Raw genomic sequence first — 17,968 nt, forward strand, 5'->3', positions numbered from 1 at the left:
TCTTTCCAGGAGAATCATGAGTACCGCTGCAACCACTTCCCTCGACGGCTACGAAGTCTGGTTCCTCACCGGCAGCCAGCACCTCTACGGCGAGGAAGTCCTCAAGCAGGTGGCCGCGCAGTCGCAGGAGATCGCCAACCAGCTCAACGCCTCCTCCGCGGTGCCCGTGCGGATCGTCTGGAAGCCGGTGCTCACCGACTCGGATGCCATCCGCCGCACCGCGCTGGAGGCGAACGCCGATGACTCGGTTATCGGCGTGACGGCCTGGATGCACACCTTCAGCCCCGCCAAGATGTGGATCCAGGGCCTGGACCTCCTGCGGAAGCCCCTGCTGCACCTGCACACCCAGGCCAACCGGGACCTGCCCTGGGCGGACATCGACTTCGACTTCATGAACCTGAACCAGGCAGCACACGGTGACCGCGAGTTCGGGTACATCCAGTCCCGCCTGGGCATTGCCCGGAAGACCGTCGTCGGGCATGTCTCCAACCCCGAGGTCGCCCGCCAGGTGGGATCCTGGCAGCGCGCCGCCGCTGGCTGGGCAGCCGTCCGCACCCTGAAGCTCACCCGCTTTGGCGACAACATGCGCAACGTCGCCGTCACCGAAGGCGACAAGACCGAGGCCGAGCTGCGGTTCGGCGTTGCGGTGAACACCTGGTCCGTCAACGAACTCGCGGACGCCGTCCACGGCGCGGCGGAGTCCGACGTCGACGCGCTGGTGGCCGAGTATGAGGACCTTTACGACGTGGTGCCGGAGCTTCGCGCAGGCGCGGCCCGGCACGAATCGCTGCGGTACGGCGCCCGGATCGAACTGGGCCTGCGCAGGTTCCTCGAAGCCAATGGTTCGGCCGCGTTCACCACGTCCTTCGAGGACCTCGGTGCCCTCCGCCAGCTGCCCGGGCTCGCCGTGCAACGGCTCATGGCCGCCGGTTACGGGTTCGGCGCCGAAGGCGACTGGAAGACCGCCATCCTGGTGCGCGCCGCGAAGGTGATGGGCGCGGGCCTGCCCGGCGGTGCCTCCCTGATGGAGGACTACACGTACCACCTGGAGCCCGGGTCCGAGAAGATCCTGGGCGCCCACATGCTCGAAGTCTGCCCTTCCCTGACGGCAGCAAAGCCGCGCCTGGAAATTCACCCGCTGGGCATCGGCGGCAAGGAAGACCCGGTCCGCCTGGTGTTCGACGCCGACGCCTCCGCGGGCGTCGTCGTCGCCCTGTCCGACATGCGGGACCGGTTCCGCCTGGTGGCCAACGCCGTCGACGTCGTCCCGCTCGACCAGCCGCTGCCCAACCTCCCCGTGGCCCGCGCTCTCTGGCAGCCGAAGCCGGACTTCGCAACCTCCGCCGCCGCCTGGCTCACCGCCGGCGCAGCCCACCACACCGTGCTCTCCACCCAGGTGGGCATGGACGTCTTCGAGGACTTCGCCGAAATAGCCAAAACGGAACTGCTCACCATCGACCAGGGCACCACCATCCGCCAGTTCAAGAAGGACCTGAACTGGAACGCCGCCTACTACAAACTGGCCGGCGGGATCTGATCCGGTGGCAAAGGTCCCGGCGGCGGCCAGGGACGGGAACCCCGTGACGGACAGCGTCCCGCGGTGGCTGCCCAGGCTCGAGGATGTGGCGGCACGTGCCGGGGTATCGCACCAGACCGTCTCACGGGTGGTCAACAACCACCCCAACGTGAGTCCCGGCACCCGCCGGAAGGTGGAAGTTGCGATCGCGGAACTCGGCTACCGCCGCAACTCTGCCGCCCGAAGCCTGGTCACCCGGCGCTCGCAGATCATCGGTGTCCTGGGCAGCGAGCTTTCGCAGTACGGCCCGGCCAATACCCTGCTCGGGGTGGAACGGGCTGCGCGGGATGCCGGCTACTTCGTCAGCGTCGCGGCGCTGCGCGAGGTCAGCCGGGACGCGATCCTGGACGCCGTCCGGCACTTCCTGGACCAGTCGGTGGACGGAATCGTGGTCATCGTCCCGCATTTGGAAACGCTGGCTGCCCTGGCGGAGCTGCCCATCGGAGTGCCGGTGGTGGCCGTGGGACCTGACGGCAATGACACCGTGGGCGGGGTCAAGGTGGACCAGCGGCGCGGCGCCGAACTGGCGGTGGAACATCTCATCGCCCAGGGGCACGTCCGGATTGGACACGTTGCGGGGCCGCAGGACTGGATCGACGCCGTAGCCCGCGCCGAGGGCTGGCGGGCAGCCCTCGGCTCGGCCGGGCTCGCGGCAGACCTGGTGACCGAGGGTGACTGGAGCGCGGGCAGCGGATACGAGATCGGCCGGCGGCTGGCTGCCGGCCGCCGCGCCACTGCCCTTTTCGTCGGCAACGACCAGATGGCCCTTGGGGTCTTGCGTGCCCTGAACGTGGCGGGCATCAGGGTGCCGCAGGATCTTTCGGTGGTGGGCTTCGACGACCAGCCGGAGGCCGGCTATTTCAGTCCGCCCCTGACGGTGGTCCGCCAGGACTTCGAAGAGCTGGGCCGGCGGTGCATGGACATGATGCTCACCGCGTTCCAGGGCGGGGACGGGCCGCGGACCCTGGTGGTGGAGCCTGAGCTCATCGTGCGCAGCAGTACGGCGCCGCCCGCCCCGTAGCGTGGCCGGCGCCGAATTAATCAGTGGGAGACCCGCGCGAAACGTGGCCACAACAATAGCTGCGTAGTTTTCAGGCATGACCGCTACCTTGCTCATCCGCCTCCGCGACTGGCTGCTGGACTCCGTCACCTTCGACTTCGAAACGGACGCTGCCGGTGCCATGGCCGACGCCACCCGCTGGGGCTGGCTGCCGGCCTTGAGCGGGGTGTCCATCGGAGCCGGCCACGCCCGCTCGGAGCACGCAGGAACAACGGCAGAAACCGGCCCAGTGTCTGGTTAAGCACACTATTGCGCCGGTAGCGGGATCATGCCCTAAACTGCTTCACTGAGGTGCCTGAAATGGCGCTGCGCAGCAACGAAAGTGAACATGCTATGGCTACCGATTACGATGCTCCACGCAAGCAGGAAGAAGAGTCGCCGGCTGACTCCCTCGAGGCCCTCCAGGCATCACGGAGCGGTAACGCGCAGACCGCGGTTATCGATGTCGACGAGAATGACACCGCTGAAGGTATCGACCTGCCCGGCGCAGACCTGTCCAATGAGGAACTGACGGTCATTGTGGTTCCCGAGCAGTCGGACGAGTTCACCTGCTCGTCGTGCTTCCTGGTCCGCCACCGCTCGCAGGTCGCCCGCGAAAAGGACGGCCTGAAGTACTGCCGCGACTGCGAAGGCTAGAATCCCATCCTGGTTTCCCGGCGCCGGCCACCTCACCCGAGGTGGCCGGCGCTTCTTTGTCCCCGGACGCCGTCGTTATCAAAATGGACCTCGTTTCCGCCCGCCAACGCTCCTACGCTGGAAGCATCCAATAGCCCTTATTTTGGGTGGCACCACAATGAAAAAGTTCTCCATCTGGCTCGCGGCCATCCTGCTGGCGGTCGGGCTGGGAATCGTCGTCGAGGGGCCCGCCTCCGCGGCTCCCTACTGCGGACTCACATGGGGTTCGCTGATCAAGTCGGACGGCGCCACGGGCCGCGTGCCCGTGACGAACGTCCGGACCGGGCAGCACTATTGCTTTGACCGGCTGGTGGTTGACCTGGGCGGCGCGCCGGCCCCCGGCTACACCGTGCGCTACGTCCCGCAGGTCATCCAGGACGGCTCGGGCGCAATCGTGCCCACCCGGGGCGGCGCCCGGCTGCAGGTCGTCGTCAAAGCGCCTGCCTACGACGCCAACGGCCAGCCCACCTACACACCCGCCGACAAGGCCGGGCTCTCCGACGTTTCCGGATACCAGACCTTCCGCCAGGTGGTCTGGGCCGGAAGCTTCGAGGGCCAGTCCACCATCGGCGTGGGCGTCCGTGCCCGCCTCCCGTTCCGGGTGTTCGCCCTTGACGGTCCGGGCGCCGGCTCCCGCCTGGTCATCGACGTGGCGCACTACTGGTGAGCCGTCCGTCGCCGCCACACCGAAAAGGTGCCGGGCCCCGGTGGGGGCGCGGCACCTTTTGGGTTGGAAGTTATTCCGGAACCACCAGTGCGGGGGTGTCCTGCTTGAGGGTTTCGCCGCGGAAGAAGCCCGGGTGCGTACGGGACATGACCAGCATGACCACGGCGCCCAGGGCCAGGATGCCGACGCCCAGGATGAATACCAGGCCTATGCCAAACACCTCTGAACCGCTGCCAAACTCAGGTGCCAGGCTGTCCATGGCGGTCTGGACGAATACTACGAACAGCCCCACGCCGCCCATCACCGGGCACACCAGCCGCAGCACGAAGTGCCGCATGCTGTTGAACAGGCTGTGGCGGAAGTACCACGTGCAGGCCAAGGCGGTGAGCCCGTAATAGAAGCAGATCATCAGGCCCAGGGCCAGGATGGTGTCGTTCAGGACGTTCTCGCTGACCACATGCATGACTGCGTAGAACCCCGCAGACATGACGCCGGCGGCGATGGTGGCGAAGCCCGGCGTGGAGAACTTGCTGCTGATGCGGCTGAAGGGTGCCGGCAGCGCGCCGTAGTGTGCCATGGCCAGCAGGCTGCGCGAGGGCGACATGAAGGTTGACTGCAGGGACGCGGCGGAGCTGGACAGCACGGCCAGGGACATCAGGATGGCGAACGGGCCCATGATGGGGGAGGCCAGCGCCGTGAAGATGTTCTCGTGGTTCTCGGCGTTGTTCAACCCGTTCCCGGTATCGCCGACGCCGGCGAACATCATGGTGGCGATGCTGACCAGCAGGTAGATGGCAAGGACGATGACGGCGGTCAGGGTACCGGCCACGCCGGCGGTCTTCTTGCCGTTGGCTGTTTCCTCGTTGACCGTCAGGCAGACATCCCAGCCCCAGTACACGAAAATTGAGAGGGAGATGCCGGCGGCGATCTGTCCGAACGTCTCGATCTTGGTGACGTCGAACCAGTCCCAGCTGAACGGGATTGCTGTTTCCGAGGTGGACCAGTTGGCGAAGGCCATGGCCACGAACAGGCCCAGCACCAGCAGCTGGAAGCCCACCAGGCTGTATTGCACCAGCTTGGTGGTGTGCAGGCCGCGGTAGCTGACCCAGACGGCCAGCGCCACGAAGACAAAGCAGGTGATGACGTTCAACGCCTTGTTGTCCGCGAGGTCCGCCAGTTCGGGGGAGCCGGTGAGCTGGGAGAGGAAAAGGTAGAAGAAGTCGACGGCGACGCCGGCCAGGTTGGACAGCACGATGATGTTGGCGGCGAGCAGGCCCCACCCGCCCATCCAGCCGATCCACGGACCGAAGGCCTTGGTCACCCAGGTGAAAGTGGTGCCGCTGTCCGGGGAGTCGGCGTTGAGCTCCCGGTAGGCGAGCGAGACCAGGATCATGGGGATGAACCCAATGAGGAAAATGACGGGCAGCTGCAGGCCGGCTTCATTGACGGTGGGTCCAAGTGCGCTGGTGAGGGTGTAGGCGGGGGCAATGGTGGAAATACCCAGGACGACGACGGCCAGGAGCCCGAGCTGGCCGCCCTTGAGTCCCTTGGCGCTGACGCCGTCCGCGGAGGGCGCGTGCGCGTGCGGGCCGGGTTTGGCAGTACTGGTGCGGATTGTCTCTGTCATGGCACCACTTTCTGGAAGGCTGTGAGACGGAGGTCACTATATGAATGGCGTTCATTTAGTATGGGGGTGCCCCGCCTGTGATGCAAGACGCAATATGAATCACATTCGTTTATGACTGGTTTCCGAAATTAGTAAGCTCACTGAGAAATTGCCTTTTGCCCTGCCGCCGCGCCGTTCGGGGCTGGTAGCGTCTGCCGTACTGGACCAATTGAGGAGGATGCATGAAAGCTTCACCGACACTGACCAACAACCTGCAGGCCGTCCTGGCGGACCTGATCGAGCTCCATGTTCAGGGCAAGCAGGCGCACTGGAACATCGTGGGCACCAACTTCCGCGACCTTCATCTGCAGCTTGACGAGATTGTGGACGCTGCCCGCCAGTTCGCCGACGACACCGCCGAGCGCATGCGCGCCCTGCACGCGCTTCCCGACGGCCGCAGCGCCACCGTTGCCGAGACCACCAGCCTGGCCCAGTTCCCGGAAGGGCTGATCAGCACCGCGGATGCCATCGAGCGGATCGTCGCTGCCATGGAGGCAGCCGTGGGCACCATGCGCAAGGTCCATGACGAAGTGGATGAGGAAGACCCCACCTCCGCGGACCTCCTGCACGAGTTCATCGCGCGGCTGGAGCAGTTCGCCTGGATGGTGCAGGCGGAAAACATGAAGCCCACCGCCAAGGTCACCGCGGCCGACTCCAAGTAGCGGGCAGTCCACACGGGCGTCCGGCACCGGCGGATCCCGCCGCGCCGGACGCCTGGCTGTTGTCCGGGCAATACTGCGGATGTTCCGCTAAGCCGCTTTGGGCACTTCCCGGAGGACGACGGCGGCGAGCACTGCCGCCGTCGCCATGAGGACCAGCCCAATTGCCGCCGTAACGTGCACGCCGGAATCGAAGGCGGCCGCCGCAGCGTCCTTGAGGGCTCCGGCGAGCGGTGCCGGCACCAGGTTGGCTGCGTCCACCGCACCGGCCAGCGTTTCCCTGGCGTTGTGCAGCGAGGTTCCGGGCAGCATGGCCTCCAGCCCCGCCGGCAGCCGGAGGTTCTGCTGGTAGGACGCGGTCAGGATGGAGCCCAGCACCGCAGTCCCCAGCAGCGATCCCACCTCGTAGCCCGTCTCGGAAATCGCTGCCGCAGCGCCGGATTTCGCCGGCGGGGCCGAGCCGAGGATGAGGTCGTTCGAGATGGTTTCCGCCGTGCCTACGCCCAGCGCCAGGACCAGCAATGCTGCCAGCAGCAGGGGCGGGCCCCCGCCGTCGTTACCGAAGGCCACCATGCTGTAGCCCACGGCACTGAAGGACAGGCCCGCGGCCACGACGTACCCCGGACGCACCTTCCGGACCAGCGGGACCACCACCAGCCCTGCCGTCACTGTGGCTGCCAGGGCCGGGAGCATGGCAATGCCCGCCGCCGACGGTGTCATCCCCTCCAGGAGTTGGAGGTGCTGGGCAAGGAAAAGGATGAACCCGTTGAAGGAAAACAGGGCCAAAACGTTGGCGCTGATGGCCATGCTGAACACCCTGTTGCGGAATAGTGACATGTCCAGCAGCGGGTGCTCCAGCCGGTGCTGGCGCCGCACGAACACAATGCCCATGGCCAGGCCGAAGGCTATGCTTCCCAGCCCGGCCGGCCCCGGACCTTCGGTGGCTACTGACTTTACGCCGTAGACCGCGGGCACCATGACCAGCATGGATAGCAGGACGCTGGGAATGTCCGCTCTTCCCGGCGCGGGATCCCTGGACTCCGGAATGAAGGCCGGCCCCAGCGCCAGCAGGGGCAGCATGAGTGGCACGGCCACCAGGAACACGGCACCCCACCAGAAGTGCTCCACCAGCCATCCACCGAGGATGGGGCCCAGGGCGGCGCCGCCGGAGAATCCGGCAGCCCAGATGGCAATGGCCATCCGCCGGCGGTTGGGCTCCGGGAAAATGTTCCGGATCAGCGACAAGGTGGACGGCATCAGCATGGCGCCGAAGAACCCGAGCGCCGCGCGGCCGGCGATCAGCCACTCCGGGGTGGGCGCGAATGCCGTGGCGGCGGACAGCCCTGCGAAGCCCAGGCTGCCGACGACCAGCAGCCGCCGCCGCCCAATCCGGTCGCCGAGGCTTCCCATTGATACCAGCAGCCCTGCCAGGACCAGTGGATAGGCGTCCACGATCCACAGCAGCTGCAGGCCCGTCGGTTCCAGGGCGCGGGCGATGGCGGGCAGGGCGAAGGTCAGGGCGGTATTGTCCACTGCCACCAGCAGCACGGGAAACATCAGCAGCCCCAACGCGAGCCAATCCCGCCACGGTGGCCGCATGGCGGAGCTGTCCCTTTGTAAGGAGGCCGGGCGAATGGAGGTCGTCATGTAATAACTGTACCGTCTGGACGGTATAGTTTGAAACCGAAGCATTCCTTCTTCCCTGCCGGTGGAGGGCATGATGGAAGGCATGCCCCGAAAGCCTGTAGCCCGTGATGCGGTCCTTGACGCCTTCGAGTCCCTGCTGATCGAAGTGGGGGAGCGCGCTGCAACCCTCGACGCCGTAGCCCGTAAGGCCGGGGTGTCCAAAGGTGGCCTCCTCTACCACTTTCCCAACAAGGAAGCGCTCATCGCCGTGCTGCTGGACCGCCTTGAGGGGTTGGCCAAGGCGGATGCCGACGCGATGGCTTCGGCCAGCGAAGGTGCCGCCGCGTATTTCATCCGTTCCTCTGTCTGGGCGGATACTCCTCTGGACCGGGTCATTGTGGCCGCCACGCGGCTTGCCGAGGTGGCGCATGAGGAGACCCGCCGCCGGTTCGCCGCCATCCAGCAGCGGTGGCTGGACGAGATTGCTGCGGATGTGGGGCCCGGCCTGGCCAGGGCTGTCCTGTATATGGGTGACGGTTTGTACTTCAATGCCATGCTTTCCGTGGGCCCTGCGCCGGAAGGCGGAGCAGCCGCTGACGTGGAGGAACTCCTGGCCGCGTTGGAACGGCTCCGCAGGTAGTTTTCCATTTGCCGGAGGGCTTCTGGCGTAGGACAATGGAGAGTTGTGAGGGCTGTCACCGGCCGTCATGATCCAACAAATGAATAGCCTTTGATCTGCGGCGGGAGAGTTCTGCCGGAAGTACAGGCAGGCGCCGTAGGAGCAAATCCTCCCCAGGAATCTCGCAGGCCCCTGTACCGCCGCGGCGAGGCACCTCTGGAAAGCAGCAGGCAGTTGTCCGGCCTCCCTTGGGGGAAGCGGAACGGCTGTTGTGCTCACCGACGGTGCAAGCGGTTCCTGCGCAGGCAGGCGACGCGGAAACTCTCAGGTCCAATACAGAGCGGGGAGGGACCCGAATAGCTGTGGCGTACCCTGCGCCGCCTGAATAAATGGAGTTCCTTCGTGTCGGTTACCCCAGCCTCCACCACCTTCGTAGACCGCCACATTGGCGCACGCCGCCAGGACGACGTCGACACCATGCTCAAAGCCGTGGGCTACGGCACGGTCGATTCCCTGGTGGACACCGCCGTGCCCAAGGTCATCCGCCAGGACACGGCCCTCCGCCTGCAGGATGCCCTCAGTGAGGTTGAGGTGCTTGCTGAATTGCGCCGGCTGGCCGCCAAGAACAAGACCGCGGTCCAGATGATTGGCCAGGGCTACTACGACACCATCACCCCTGCCGTGATCCGCCGGAACATCCTCGAGGCCCCGGCCTGGTACACCGCCTACACCCCGTACCAGCCCGAAATTTCCCAGGGCCGGCTTGAGGCACTCCTGAACTTCCAGACCATGGTCCAGGACCTGGTGGGCCTGCCCATCGCCAACGCCTCCCTGCTCGATGAAGCCACCGCCGTGGCCGAAGCGGTGCTGCTCATGCGCCGCGCCAACAAGACCAAAGACGCCCACGACGGCAAGACCGTCCTGGACATTGACGTGCTGCCGCAGACCATTGCCATCGTCAAGGGCCGCGCCGAGGCGCTCGGCTTCGAGGTTGAGGTTGCCGACCTGTCCAAGGGCCTCCCTGAAGGTGCGATCAACGGGATCGTGCTCCAGCAGCCCGGCGCCTCAGGCCGGGTCTGGGATCAGTCCGCCACCATTGCGGCGGCGAAGGACCGCGGTGCGCTGGTTACCGTGGCCGCGGACCTGCTGGCCCTGACCCTGATAACGCCTCCGGGCGAGCAGGGCGCCGACATCGCCGTCGGCTCCACGCAGCGTTTCGGGGTGCCGCTGTTCTTCGGCGGGCCGCACGCCGCCTACATGGCCGTCCGCAAGGGCCTGGAGCGTTCGTTGCCCGGCCGCCTGGTGGGCGTGTCCAAGGACGACGCAGGGATGCCCGCGTACCGCCTCGCGCTGCAGACGCGCGAGCAGCACATCCGCCGCGAAAAGGCCACGTCCAACATCTGCACCGCGCAGGCCCTTCTGGCCATCGTCTCCTCCACGTACGCCGTCTACCACGGCCCCGACGGGCTGAAGGCGATCGCGGAAACCGCCCACGGCCACGCGCGAACACTGGCGGCCTCGCTGGCGGGTGCCGGCGTGGAGGTGCTGCACACGAGCTTTTTCGACACCCTGACGGTCCGGGTCCCGGGACGCGCTGCCGCGATTGTCGCCGCCGCCGAAGCACGCGGGATCAACCTGCGGCATATTGATGCCGACACCGTGGGCATTTCCCTGGATGAAACCACGACGCCGGCCATCGTCGCCGAGGTTGCCGACGTCTTTGGCGCCACCGTTGCCGGGATCCGCGGCGAGGGCCAGGGCTTTGGGCTGGAGGCCGCCGTGGAGCGTTCCACCGACTACCTGCAGCACCCGGTCTTCAACACGTACCGGTCCGAAACCCAGCTCCTGCGCTACATCCGGAAGCTGTCGGACCGGGACCTGGCGCTGGACCGCACCATGATCCCGCTGGGCTCGTGCACCATGAAGCTGAACGCCACCGCCGAGATGGAAGCCATCTCCTGGCCGGAGTTTGCCTCCATCCACCCCTTCGCCCCGGACTCCCAGACCGAAGGCTGGCGCGAACTCATCGCGGACCTGGAAGCCGACTTGGCGGAAATCACCGGGTATGACCAGGTGTCCATCCAGCCCAACGCGGGCTCCCAGGGCGAACTGGCCGGGCTGCTGGCTATCCGCGGGTACCACCACTCCCGCGGCGAGCAGCAGCGCAACGTCTGCCTGATCCCGGCCTCGGCCCATGGCACCAACGCTGCCTCCGCCGTCCTGGCCGGCATGAAGGTCGTAGTGGTTGCCACCGCCGCGGACGGCACGATTGATCACGATGACCTGACGGCCAAGATCGAGGCGAACAAGGACGTCCTGTCCTGCATCATGATCACCTACCCGTCCACCCACGGCGTCTACGATGCGGACGTGACCGAGATCTGCGAGGCCGTGCACGCTGCCGGCGGCCAGGTCTACGTTGACGGCGCCAACCTGAACGCCCTGGTGGGCCTGGCCCAGCCGGGCAAGTTCGGCGGGGATGTGTCCCACCTGAACCTGCACAAGACCTTCTGCATCCCGCACGGCGGCGGGGGACCCGGCGTCGGGCCGGTCGCGGCGAAGGCCCACCTGGCACCGTTCATGCCCGGCGACGCGAACAAGGCAGCGCATGAGGAAGGCCACGGGGTAGCCATCTCGGCGTGCCGGTTCGGTTCGGCGGGTGTGCTGCCGATCTCCTGGGCCTACGTGAAGCTCATGGGCGGGGAAGGCCTGACTCAGGCCACCAAGTCCGCGCTGCTGGCGGCCAACTACGTCGCTGCCAGGCTGAACGACTACTTCCCGGTCCTCTACACCGGCGAAGGTGGCCTCGTGGCGCATGAATGCATCCTGGACCTGCGCGAACTCACGGCCAAGACCGGCGTCACCGCCGAGGATGTGGCCAAGCGCCTCATCGACTACGGTTTCCACGCCCCCACCCTGGCGTTCCCGGTGGCCGGCACGCTGATGGTGGAGCCCACCGAGTCCGAGGACCTGGCCGAGATCGACCGCTTCATCGAGGCCATGATCACCATCCGCAAGGAAATTGACCAGGTGGCCAACGGCGACTTCTCTGTCCAGGACTCCCCGCTGCGCAACGCACCCCACACCGCGTCCGCCGTCGTGAACTCCGAATGGACCCGGCAGTACAGCCGCGAACAGGCTGTCTTCCCCGTCCACCACCTCAAGCAGGACAAGTACTTCCCGCCGGTGGGCCGGATCGACGGCGCCGGTGGAGACCGGAACCTGATCTGCTCCTGCCCGCCGCTGTCCGAGTTCGAAAACTAAGGATCCCCCAATGACTGAGAACTACACGGCTCTCTACGAAGAGCACAAGAAGCTGGGCGCTTCCTTCACCGACTTCGGCGGCTGGCAGATGCCGCTCAAGTACAGCTCCGAACTGGCCGAGCACCACGCCGTCCGCAAAGCTGCGGGCCTGTTCGATCTCTCCCACATGGGCGAAGTCTGGGTCACCGGGCGGCAGGCTGCCGCCTTCCTCGACTTTGCCCTGGTGGGAAAGATCTCCGCCATGGCCGTGGGCAAGGCCAAGTACTCGCTGATCTGCAACGAGGACGGCGGCATCATCGACGACCTCATCACCTACCGCCGTCCCGCCGCTGAAGACGGCACCGACGTCTTCCTGGTGGTGCCCAACGCGGGCAACGCCGCAGTGGTGGCGGCAGCCCTTCAGGAACGCGCCGCAGGGTTTGACGTGCTGGTGGAGGACGCCTCGGCCCGTACATCGCTGATCGCGGTGCAGGGCCCCAAGGCCCAGGAACTCCTGTTGCGCCTGGTCCCGGCCGCACAACACTCCCTGGTGGCGGACCTGAAGTACTACGCCGCCGTGGAGGTTCCGTTCCTGGTGGGCGGGGCCGGCAAGGAACTCCTGCTCGCGCGCACCGGGTACACCGGTGAGGACGGGTTCGAGATCTTCGTGGCCAACGATGACGCCCCGGCACTGTGGCAGGCACTGGCCGCCATCGCCGACGACGGGGAGCTGACCCCCGCCGGCCTCGCCTCCCGCGACTCCCTCCGACTGGAAGCGGGGATGCCGCTGTACGGCAACGAACTGTCGCTGCAGGGTGACCCGTTCGCTGCCGGCCTGGGCCCCGTCGTCGCACTCTCCAAGGAGGGCGACTTCGTTGGCAAGGCCGCGCTGGCAGCAAAGAAGGATGCCGGCGCCGGCAGCACCTCCGGCCGCCGCCTCGTGGGCCTCAAAGGCAAGGGCCGCCGCGCAGGCCGGGCCCACTACCCCGTGCTCAAGGACGGGGACAGAGTCGGTGAAGTCACCTCCGGCCAGCCATCGCCCACCCTCGGCTACCCGATCGCCATGGCCTACGTCGACGTCGATTACTCGGCACCCGGCACGGCCTTGGACATCGATCTCCGCGGCAAGGCAGAACCGTTCGAAGTGGTCGACCTCCCGTTCTATCGCCGCGCCAAGTAGCTTTTGGTGCCCCTCCGTGATCACCTTCGCGACGGCGGACCGGACATTTTCACGCCTGCTGCTCCTTCGTCGCTTTGACGCAGGCTTTCGAAAAGTCCGGCTCCGCCGGCCCTTGTGCGCACCCCGCCTTGGTGACGTGCTTGCGGAGTGGGCGGGGCATCCGGCAGCGTGCGTCTAAGGGAGCGTCACGTCCGCTTAGCGGGCGTCTTCGCGACCGAGCACGCGGAGGAATTCGGTCACCGGCCCACCACCCCCGACCACACTGTTTTAGTTAGGAACCAATCGCATGGCCGTTGGAGTCTTTGATCTTTTTTCGATCGGGATTGGCCCGTCGTCTTCGCATACTGTGGGGCCGATGCGGGCTGCTGCTGTGTTCGCTGAGGAGTTGAAGGCCTCGGGGAAACTGGCTGCGGTGGCGGGGTTGCGGGTGGATTTGTATGGGTCGTTGGCCGCGACGGGGCACGGGCATGGGACGATGACGGCGGTCCTGCTGGGCTTGGAGGGGTTCCATCCGGAGTTGATCCTGCCCGAAGAGGTCGAGGAGCGGCTGGCCTCGATCGCGGAGACCGGGGTCCTGAACCTGGCCGGGTCGGTGGCGCTGCCGTATGGGGTGAAGGACATGGTGTTGCGGCCGTTGACGGTGCTGCCGCGGCACACGAACGGGATGACGTTCACGGTCACCGACGCCCAGGGTTCGGTGGTGCACGCGGCGACGTTCTTCTCGGTCGGTGGCGGGTTCATCGTCCGGGAGGGGGAGGAGGACGCGGCGCAGCAGGAACTGGACGCGTCCAAGGACGGGCTGCCGCTGCCGTTCCGGACCGCGGCGGAGTTGTTGGCGCACTGCGCGGTGACCGGGCTGGGCATCGCCGACGTGATGTCCACGAACGAGTTGGCCTCCCGCTCCGGGGAGGAGATCCGTGCCGGGCTGCTGCACATCTGGTCCGTGATGGAGAACTGCGTGCAGACCTCACTCAAACGCGAAGGGGTGCTGCCGGGCGGGTTGAAGGTCCGCCGCCGCGCCCCTGACTGGTACGAGCGGTTGAAGAAGGAAACCGGCCGCCCCGAAGACACCGGCCAGGACGGGCAGGACGGGCGGGACCACTACGACCCACGGTACTGGCAGGAGTGGGTTAACTTGGTGGCGTTGGCCGTGAACGAGGAAAACGCCTCCGGCGGCCGGGTGGTCACCGCGCCCACGAACGGGGCGGCCGGGATCATCCCCGCGGTGTTGTTCTACGCCCTGCATTTCGCCCCGGGCATGGACCAGGCAACCCAGGCGGACCGGGATGATGTGGTGGTGCGGTTCCTGCTCGCTGCCGGCGCCGTGGGGGTGCTTTACAAGGAACAGGCCTCGATCTCCGGGGCCGAGGTCGGCTGCCAGGGCGAGGTCGGCTCCGCGTCCTCGATGGCCGCCGCGGGCCTGGCCGAAGTCATGGGCGGCACGCCCGCCCAGGTGGAGAACGCCGCGGAAATCGCGATGGAACACAACCTGGGCCTGACCTGTGACCCGATCGGCGGGCTGGTCCAGGTCCCCTGCATCGAACGGAACGCGATCGCCGCCGCGAAAGCGATCAACGCCGCGAAAATGGCGCTCTGGGGCGACGGCACCCACCGCGTCTCCCTCGACGAAGTCATCATCACCATGCGCGAAACCGGCAAGGACATGAGCGACAAATACAAGGAAACCGCCATGGGCGGCCTCGCCGTCAACGTCGTCGAATGCTGACCCAAGGTGCCTAGTTGTGGACGGCCGCCCACCAGTTGAGGCTGGCCGCGAACACCAGCCATGAGATGTAGGGCAGCAGGAGTAACCCTGCCATCCGGCTGATGGGACCGAAATGCAGCACCGTCACCGTAACGGCAGCAATCAGGGCCAGGATGATGGCCAGGCCCAGCCACAGCGCTGCCGTGCCAAGGGCAGGATAGAGGGCGAAGAACGCCGGGGTCCAGGCCAGGTTGAGGGCCAGTTGGATGCCGTAAACCACCATGGCCTGCCGTGTCCCATCGGCACGTTGGCGCCATACCAGCCACGCTGCAAGGGCCATTGCCGCATAGAGGATGGTCCATACGGGGCCGAACACACCATTGGGCGGGGACCAGGGGGCCTTGTCCGCGGCGGCGTACCAGCCCGTGACGTTTGCCGCCGAGGCGAGTCCGCCCAGCGCCGCCACGAGCAGTGAGGCCAGCAGGAAACCGGCAAGCCCAGCGGCCTGCACGGCTGCGCTGTACGGCCGGCTTCCGCCTCCCGCGGCAGCCATGCCTTGTTCCCCATCCAGCTTCATACCCCAACCCTTGTTGACCCTGCTGAGCTCCGTCAAGGTGGCTCGCCACAACGGGGTGGTGTCGCTCCAGGGATGCTGAAGAAAAGCCGGAGCCGCCCGAGGCTTTAGACTTGAGGCTGCATGTCCGCACGCATCCAGAAGTACCGAAACCGCGCACAAACCCGATTGGACACGGCCCCCTTGCGAGAATTCACCGCACGTTTTGCCACAGCCGAGGAAATTGAGAACTGGGACAAGCACGTCACGGCCAACCCGAACGGCGGCAACATGCTGCAATCCGCCGCCTACGCATCGGTCAAGAACGGAAGTGGCTGGAAAGTCCGGTTCCTGGTGCTGGAAGGCGGAGGGAACTCCAGCTACAACCTGGTCCTGGAAAAGAGCTTTCCCGTCCTGGGCCGGCTCTGGTACCTCATTAAGGGCCCTGACCTGGCAGGGGCAGCGGACCTGGGACCTGCCCTCGAAGCGTGCGCCCGGTTGGTCCGCGGCAGGAGGCTGAACGTCTTCACCATCAAGGTGGAACCGGACATCATCGACTCCGACGACGCGCGGCGGGAACTCGCAGCGGCCAACCTGGCCAAGGCCCCCAACATCCAGTCCAACGACTCCACCGCCCTGCTGGACATCTCCGGCACGGAAGAGGAAGTGTTCAAGGCCGTCTCCTCCCGCGCCCGGAACGCCATCCGGCGTGCAGAGCGTGAGGGCTGCCAGGTGGTCCGGCAGGAGCATGGGCCGGAAACCTACCGGACGTTGTACGACCTGATGGCCAATACCGTCAGCGCAAAGGGATCCATGCCGCTCCGCAGCTACGACTACTACGCCCGGTTCTGGGACGAGTTCTGCAACCGCGGCCAGGGCAACTTCTTCTTCACCTACGAGGACGGAAAACCCAGCGTCGGCGCCTTCGTGATCAACTACGGTGCCAAGGCTACCTACAAGGACGGCGGCTCCACCCAGAACCGCAAGCAATACGGGGATTCGCACCTGGTGCAGTGGACTGCCATTAAACGGATGCAGGAACTCGGCTGCACGGAATACGACTTCTGTGGAACCCCGCCGGCTGCGCGCATCAAGGACAAGGCCCACAACCTCTACGGCATGGGGATGTTCAAGACCAGCTTCACCAAGACCGTCACCGACTTTGTGGGCTGCCACGACTACGTCCTGTCCCCACTCCGGCACCGGCTCTGGGTCAACGGAGGAGAAAAGGTGTTCCGCCGGATCGAAACCGCACGCACCGGCCAGCAGTTCTACTGACCAGCCTCCACCACGCTCCAACACCGAGGCACCCGCCGGGCCGCACCCCTGTGCAGCCTGCCCCGAATACCGTCCGCCCCGTGAGCCCCCTGGCCGCGAAGAGTCGAGAAGAAGGTCACCCCTTGAACACAGTTTCCGCCGCTACCAGGCTTCAGTACGCCAACCTCAGCGACGCCGACTTCGAGGCCTTCGCCCTGAAGCACCCGCAGAACAGTTTCCTGCAGTCCATCGACTTTGCCCGCTTCCAGCGCGCCCGTGGACAGCAGGTGGAACTCTTCGGAGTCCGGCGCGACGGCGAACTTGTCGCCGCCGGAAAGCTCAACTTCACCACCACCCGGCTGGGATACACCGTCTGCGAATGCGCCAAGGGCCCCCTCATGGACTACACGGACCGCGAACTGGTGGGCGACGTCGTCGGGCTCCTCCGCAAGCATGCGGCCGGCCGCAAAGCCGCTGAGCTGCGGATCTCTCCCAACATCCGGTACATCGCCCGGGACGCCGACGGCGCGGAGCAGCCGGACGTCGAAGACAACCGGCCGCTGGTGGCAGACCTGGAGCGACTGGGATTCCAGCACCAGGGCCTGGACATGAACTTCGTCAACGTCAACTGGATGTTCATCAAGAACCTGGTAGGGATCCAGGACGCCGAAGAACTGATCATGGGCACCAGCTACCGGACGCGGAAAGCCATCCGCAAGGCGGAGAAGAACGGCGTCTTCCTCGAACAGGCCACCCTGGAAACCCTCGACGATTTCTACGGCGCACTGAGCCGCGCCGGCGACGAAAAGGGCTTCGTGTACCGCGAACGCGCCTACTACGAGAACCTGCTCCGCACCACCTCCGCGGAATTCACCAAGCTGATGATGGCCAAGATCGACATCCCGGCCTACCGCAAGTCCATTACCGAACGCCTGGCCGCGGAGTCAGCCACGGCAGCCGAACTCCGCCGCGAGGTTGAGGAGACAGGCAGCAAGAAGAAGGCGAACCGGCTCAAGGTGGTCCAGGACCTGGTGGACAGCTACGAGCGGAGCCTGAAGGACATCGAGCGCTTCCCCGACTCGGTCGGAACGGCAACCGTGGCAGCCATCCATTTTGTTTGCTACGGCGACGAGGTGGTGTGCGTCATCGGAGGCACCGTCCAGGACTACATCTACTTCAACGGCGCAACCTCCCTCTACTGGGGAATGATGCTGCACGCCCTGGAGAAGGGCTACCCGCGCTACAACTTCTATGGCACGTTCGGCATCTCCGGGCAGGACGAGGAAGGCCACGGCGGCTACGAGTTCAAGAAGGGCTTCGGCGGTGAGGTGGTCCAGCTGGTGGGCGACTTCGTCCTGCCGGTGCGTCCGGCCATCTTCCATGCCAACAAGCTCGCCAGGTCCGCCGCGGCGGCCGCCCGCACACTGCTGGGCAAACTGCCGCTGAAGCGCCCATCCTGACAGTCCATCAACCGCGCACAGG

The 17,968-nt window shown here is 66.2% G+C and carries 15 protein-coding genes and 1 riboswitch; of the genes, 12 read left to right on the forward strand and 3 right to left on the reverse strand.

Annotation, left to right across the window (positions count from 1 at the left end):
• Positions 1 to 16: 16 nt before the first annotated feature.
• The 5 genes from araA (at position 17) to NIBR502770_RS01525 (ending at position 3,978) form a co-directional block, all read left to right on the forward strand.
• Entirely contained in the window at positions 17 to 1,537 is a 1,521-nt protein-coding gene (araA, locus tag NIBR502770_RS01505; RefSeq protein ID WP_141180799.1) for an L-arabinose isomerase, read from the forward strand.
• A 43-nt stretch (positions 1,538 to 1,580) separates the two neighbouring features.
• Complete coding sequence (locus NIBR502770_RS01510; RefSeq protein WP_141183270.1) at positions 1,581 to 2,597, forward strand: LacI family DNA-binding transcriptional regulator; 1,017 nt, start codon at positions 1,581 to 1,583, stop codon at positions 2,595 to 2,597.
• 76 nt (positions 2,598 to 2,673) lie between these two features.
• Positions 2,674 to 2,877 carry a hypothetical protein gene (locus tag NIBR502770_RS01515; RefSeq protein WP_141180800.1) on the forward strand — a complete coding sequence of 68 codons (204 nt, stop codon included), beginning with the start codon at positions 2,674 to 2,676 and terminating at the stop codon, positions 2,875 to 2,877.
• Between the two features lie 92 nt (positions 2,878 to 2,969).
• Positions 2,970 to 3,272, forward strand: coding sequence for a DUF4193 domain-containing protein (locus NIBR502770_RS01520; protein ID WP_018762118.1), 303 nt, complete (start codon positions 2,970 to 2,972; stop codon positions 3,270 to 3,272).
• 157 nt (positions 3,273 to 3,429) lie between these two features.
• Entirely contained in the window at positions 3,430 to 3,978 is a 549-nt protein-coding gene (locus tag NIBR502770_RS01525) for a hypothetical protein (RefSeq protein WP_141180801.1), read from the forward strand.
• A gap of 70 nt (positions 3,979 to 4,048) precedes the next feature.
• Here the strand turns inward: NIBR502770_RS01525 and NIBR502770_RS01530 are convergent, their stop codons facing one another.
• A complete protein-coding gene (locus NIBR502770_RS01530) occupies positions 4,049 to 5,605 on the reverse strand; it encodes an APC family permease (protein WP_141180802.1) in 1,557 nt (518 codons plus the stop codon).
• A 221-nt stretch (positions 5,606 to 5,826) separates the two neighbouring features.
• On the opposite strand from NIBR502770_RS01530, the gene NIBR502770_RS01535 reads away from it, so the two are divergent.
• A complete protein-coding gene (locus tag NIBR502770_RS01535) occupies positions 5,827 to 6,306 on the forward strand; it encodes a Dps family protein (RefSeq protein WP_141158062.1) in 480 nt (159 codons plus the stop codon).
• A gap of 87 nt (positions 6,307 to 6,393) precedes the next feature.
• Here the strand turns inward: NIBR502770_RS01535 and NIBR502770_RS01540 are convergent, their stop codons facing one another.
• Positions 6,394 to 7,950, reverse strand: a complete 1,557-nt coding sequence (locus NIBR502770_RS01540) for an MFS transporter (RefSeq protein ID WP_141180803.1) — start codon at positions 7,948 to 7,950, stop codon at positions 6,394 to 6,396.
• Positions 7,951 to 8,032: 82 nt separating this feature from the next.
• Here NIBR502770_RS01540 and NIBR502770_RS01545 point away from each other — a divergent pair, with 82 nt between their 5' ends.
• The 4 genes from NIBR502770_RS01545 to NIBR502770_RS01560 all read left to right on the forward strand — a co-directional run bounded on the left by NIBR502770_RS01545 (position 8,033) and on the right by NIBR502770_RS01560 (position 14,697).
• Positions 8,033 to 8,569, forward strand: a complete 537-nt coding sequence (locus NIBR502770_RS01545; protein ID WP_141158060.1) for a TetR/AcrR family transcriptional regulator — start codon at positions 8,033 to 8,035, stop codon at positions 8,567 to 8,569.
• 91 nt (positions 8,570 to 8,660) lie between these two features.
• Positions 8,661 to 8,758: riboswitch (glycine riboswitch) on the forward strand.
• Between the two features lie 192 nt (positions 8,759 to 8,950).
• On the forward strand, positions 8,951 to 11,812 hold the full coding sequence (gene gcvP / locus NIBR502770_RS01550; RefSeq protein WP_141180804.1) for an aminomethyl-transferring glycine dehydrogenase: 2,862 nt from the start codon (positions 8,951 to 8,953) through the stop codon (positions 11,810 to 11,812).
• Positions 11,813 to 11,822: 10 nt separating this feature from the next.
• Positions 11,823 to 12,971, forward strand: coding sequence for a glycine cleavage system aminomethyltransferase GcvT (gcvT, locus tag NIBR502770_RS01555; protein ID WP_141180805.1), 1,149 nt, complete (start codon positions 11,823 to 11,825; stop codon positions 12,969 to 12,971).
• 286 nt (positions 12,972 to 13,257) lie between these two features.
• On the forward strand, positions 13,258 to 14,697 hold the full coding sequence (locus NIBR502770_RS01560) for an L-serine ammonia-lyase (protein ID WP_141180806.1): 1,440 nt from the start codon (positions 13,258 to 13,260) through the stop codon (positions 14,695 to 14,697).
• Positions 14,698 to 14,707: 10 nt separating this feature from the next.
• Here NIBR502770_RS01560 and NIBR502770_RS01565 read toward each other — a convergent pair whose 3' ends face one another.
• The gene (locus tag NIBR502770_RS01565; RefSeq protein ID WP_141180807.1) at positions 14,708 to 15,253 is read right to left on the reverse strand and encodes a TspO/MBR family protein; all 546 of its coding nucleotides are present in this window, start codon (positions 15,251 to 15,253) and stop codon (positions 14,708 to 14,710) included.
• Between the two features lie 120 nt (positions 15,254 to 15,373).
• On the opposite strand from NIBR502770_RS01565, the gene NIBR502770_RS01570 reads away from it, so the two are divergent.
• Together NIBR502770_RS01570 and NIBR502770_RS01575 are read left to right on the forward strand one after the other, a co-directional pair.
• Positions 15,374 to 16,507 (forward strand): peptidoglycan bridge formation glycyltransferase FemA/FemB family protein, encoded by a 1,134-nt coding sequence (locus NIBR502770_RS01570; protein WP_141180808.1) that lies wholly within the window; start codon positions 15,374 to 15,376, stop codon positions 16,505 to 16,507.
• Between the two features lie 122 nt (positions 16,508 to 16,629).
• Positions 16,630 to 17,946, forward strand: a complete 1,317-nt coding sequence (locus NIBR502770_RS01575; RefSeq protein ID WP_141180809.1) for a peptidoglycan bridge formation glycyltransferase FemA/FemB family protein — start codon at positions 16,630 to 16,632, stop codon at positions 17,944 to 17,946.
• Positions 17,947 to 17,968: the final 22 nt, after the last annotated feature.

The organism is Pseudarthrobacter sp. NIBRBAC000502770 (assembly GCF_006517815.1).
Lineage (GTDB): Bacteria > Actinomycetota > Actinomycetes > Actinomycetales > Micrococcaceae > Arthrobacter > Arthrobacter niigatensis.

Bases quoted from the DNA above. Each gene is read 5' to 3' on its own strand.
- NIBR502770_RS01560 (WP_141180806.1), top strand. From the start codon at position 13,258: ATGGCCGTTGGAGTCTTTGATCTTTTTTCGATCGGGATTGGCCCGTCG.
- NIBR502770_RS01530 (WP_141180802.1), bottom strand. From the start codon at position 5,605: ATGACAGAGACAATCCGCACCAGTACTGCCAAACCCGGCCCGCACGCG.
- NIBR502770_RS01515 (WP_141180800.1), top strand. From the start codon at position 2,674: ATGACCGCTACCTTGCTCATCCGCCTCCGCGACTGGCTGCTGGACTCC.
- gcvT (WP_141180805.1), top strand. From the start codon at position 11,823: ATGACTGAGAACTACACGGCTCTCTACGAAGAGCACAAGAAGCTGGGC.
- NIBR502770_RS01570 (WP_141180808.1), top strand. From the start codon at position 15,374: ATGTCCGCACGCATCCAGAAGTACCGAAACCGCGCACAAACCCGATTG.
- araA (WP_141180799.1), top strand. From the start codon at position 17: ATGAGTACCGCTGCAACCACTTCCCTCGACGGCTACGAAGTCTGGTTC.
- NIBR502770_RS01535 (WP_141158062.1), top strand. From the start codon at position 5,827: ATGAAAGCTTCACCGACACTGACCAACAACCTGCAGGCCGTCCTGGCG.
- NIBR502770_RS01520 (WP_018762118.1), top strand. From the start codon at position 2,970: ATGGCTACCGATTACGATGCTCCACGCAAGCAGGAAGAAGAGTCGCCG.
- NIBR502770_RS01540 (WP_141180803.1), bottom strand. From the start codon at position 7,950: ATGACGACCTCCATTCGCCCGGCCTCCTTACAAAGGGACAGCTCCGCC.
- NIBR502770_RS01565 (WP_141180807.1), bottom strand. From the start codon at position 15,253: ATGAAGCTGGATGGGGAACAAGGCATGGCTGCCGCGGGAGGCGGAAGC.
- NIBR502770_RS01525 (WP_141180801.1), top strand. From the start codon at position 3,430: ATGAAAAAGTTCTCCATCTGGCTCGCGGCCATCCTGCTGGCGGTCGGG.
- NIBR502770_RS01545 (WP_141158060.1), top strand. From the start codon at position 8,033: ATGCCCCGAAAGCCTGTAGCCCGTGATGCGGTCCTTGACGCCTTCGAG.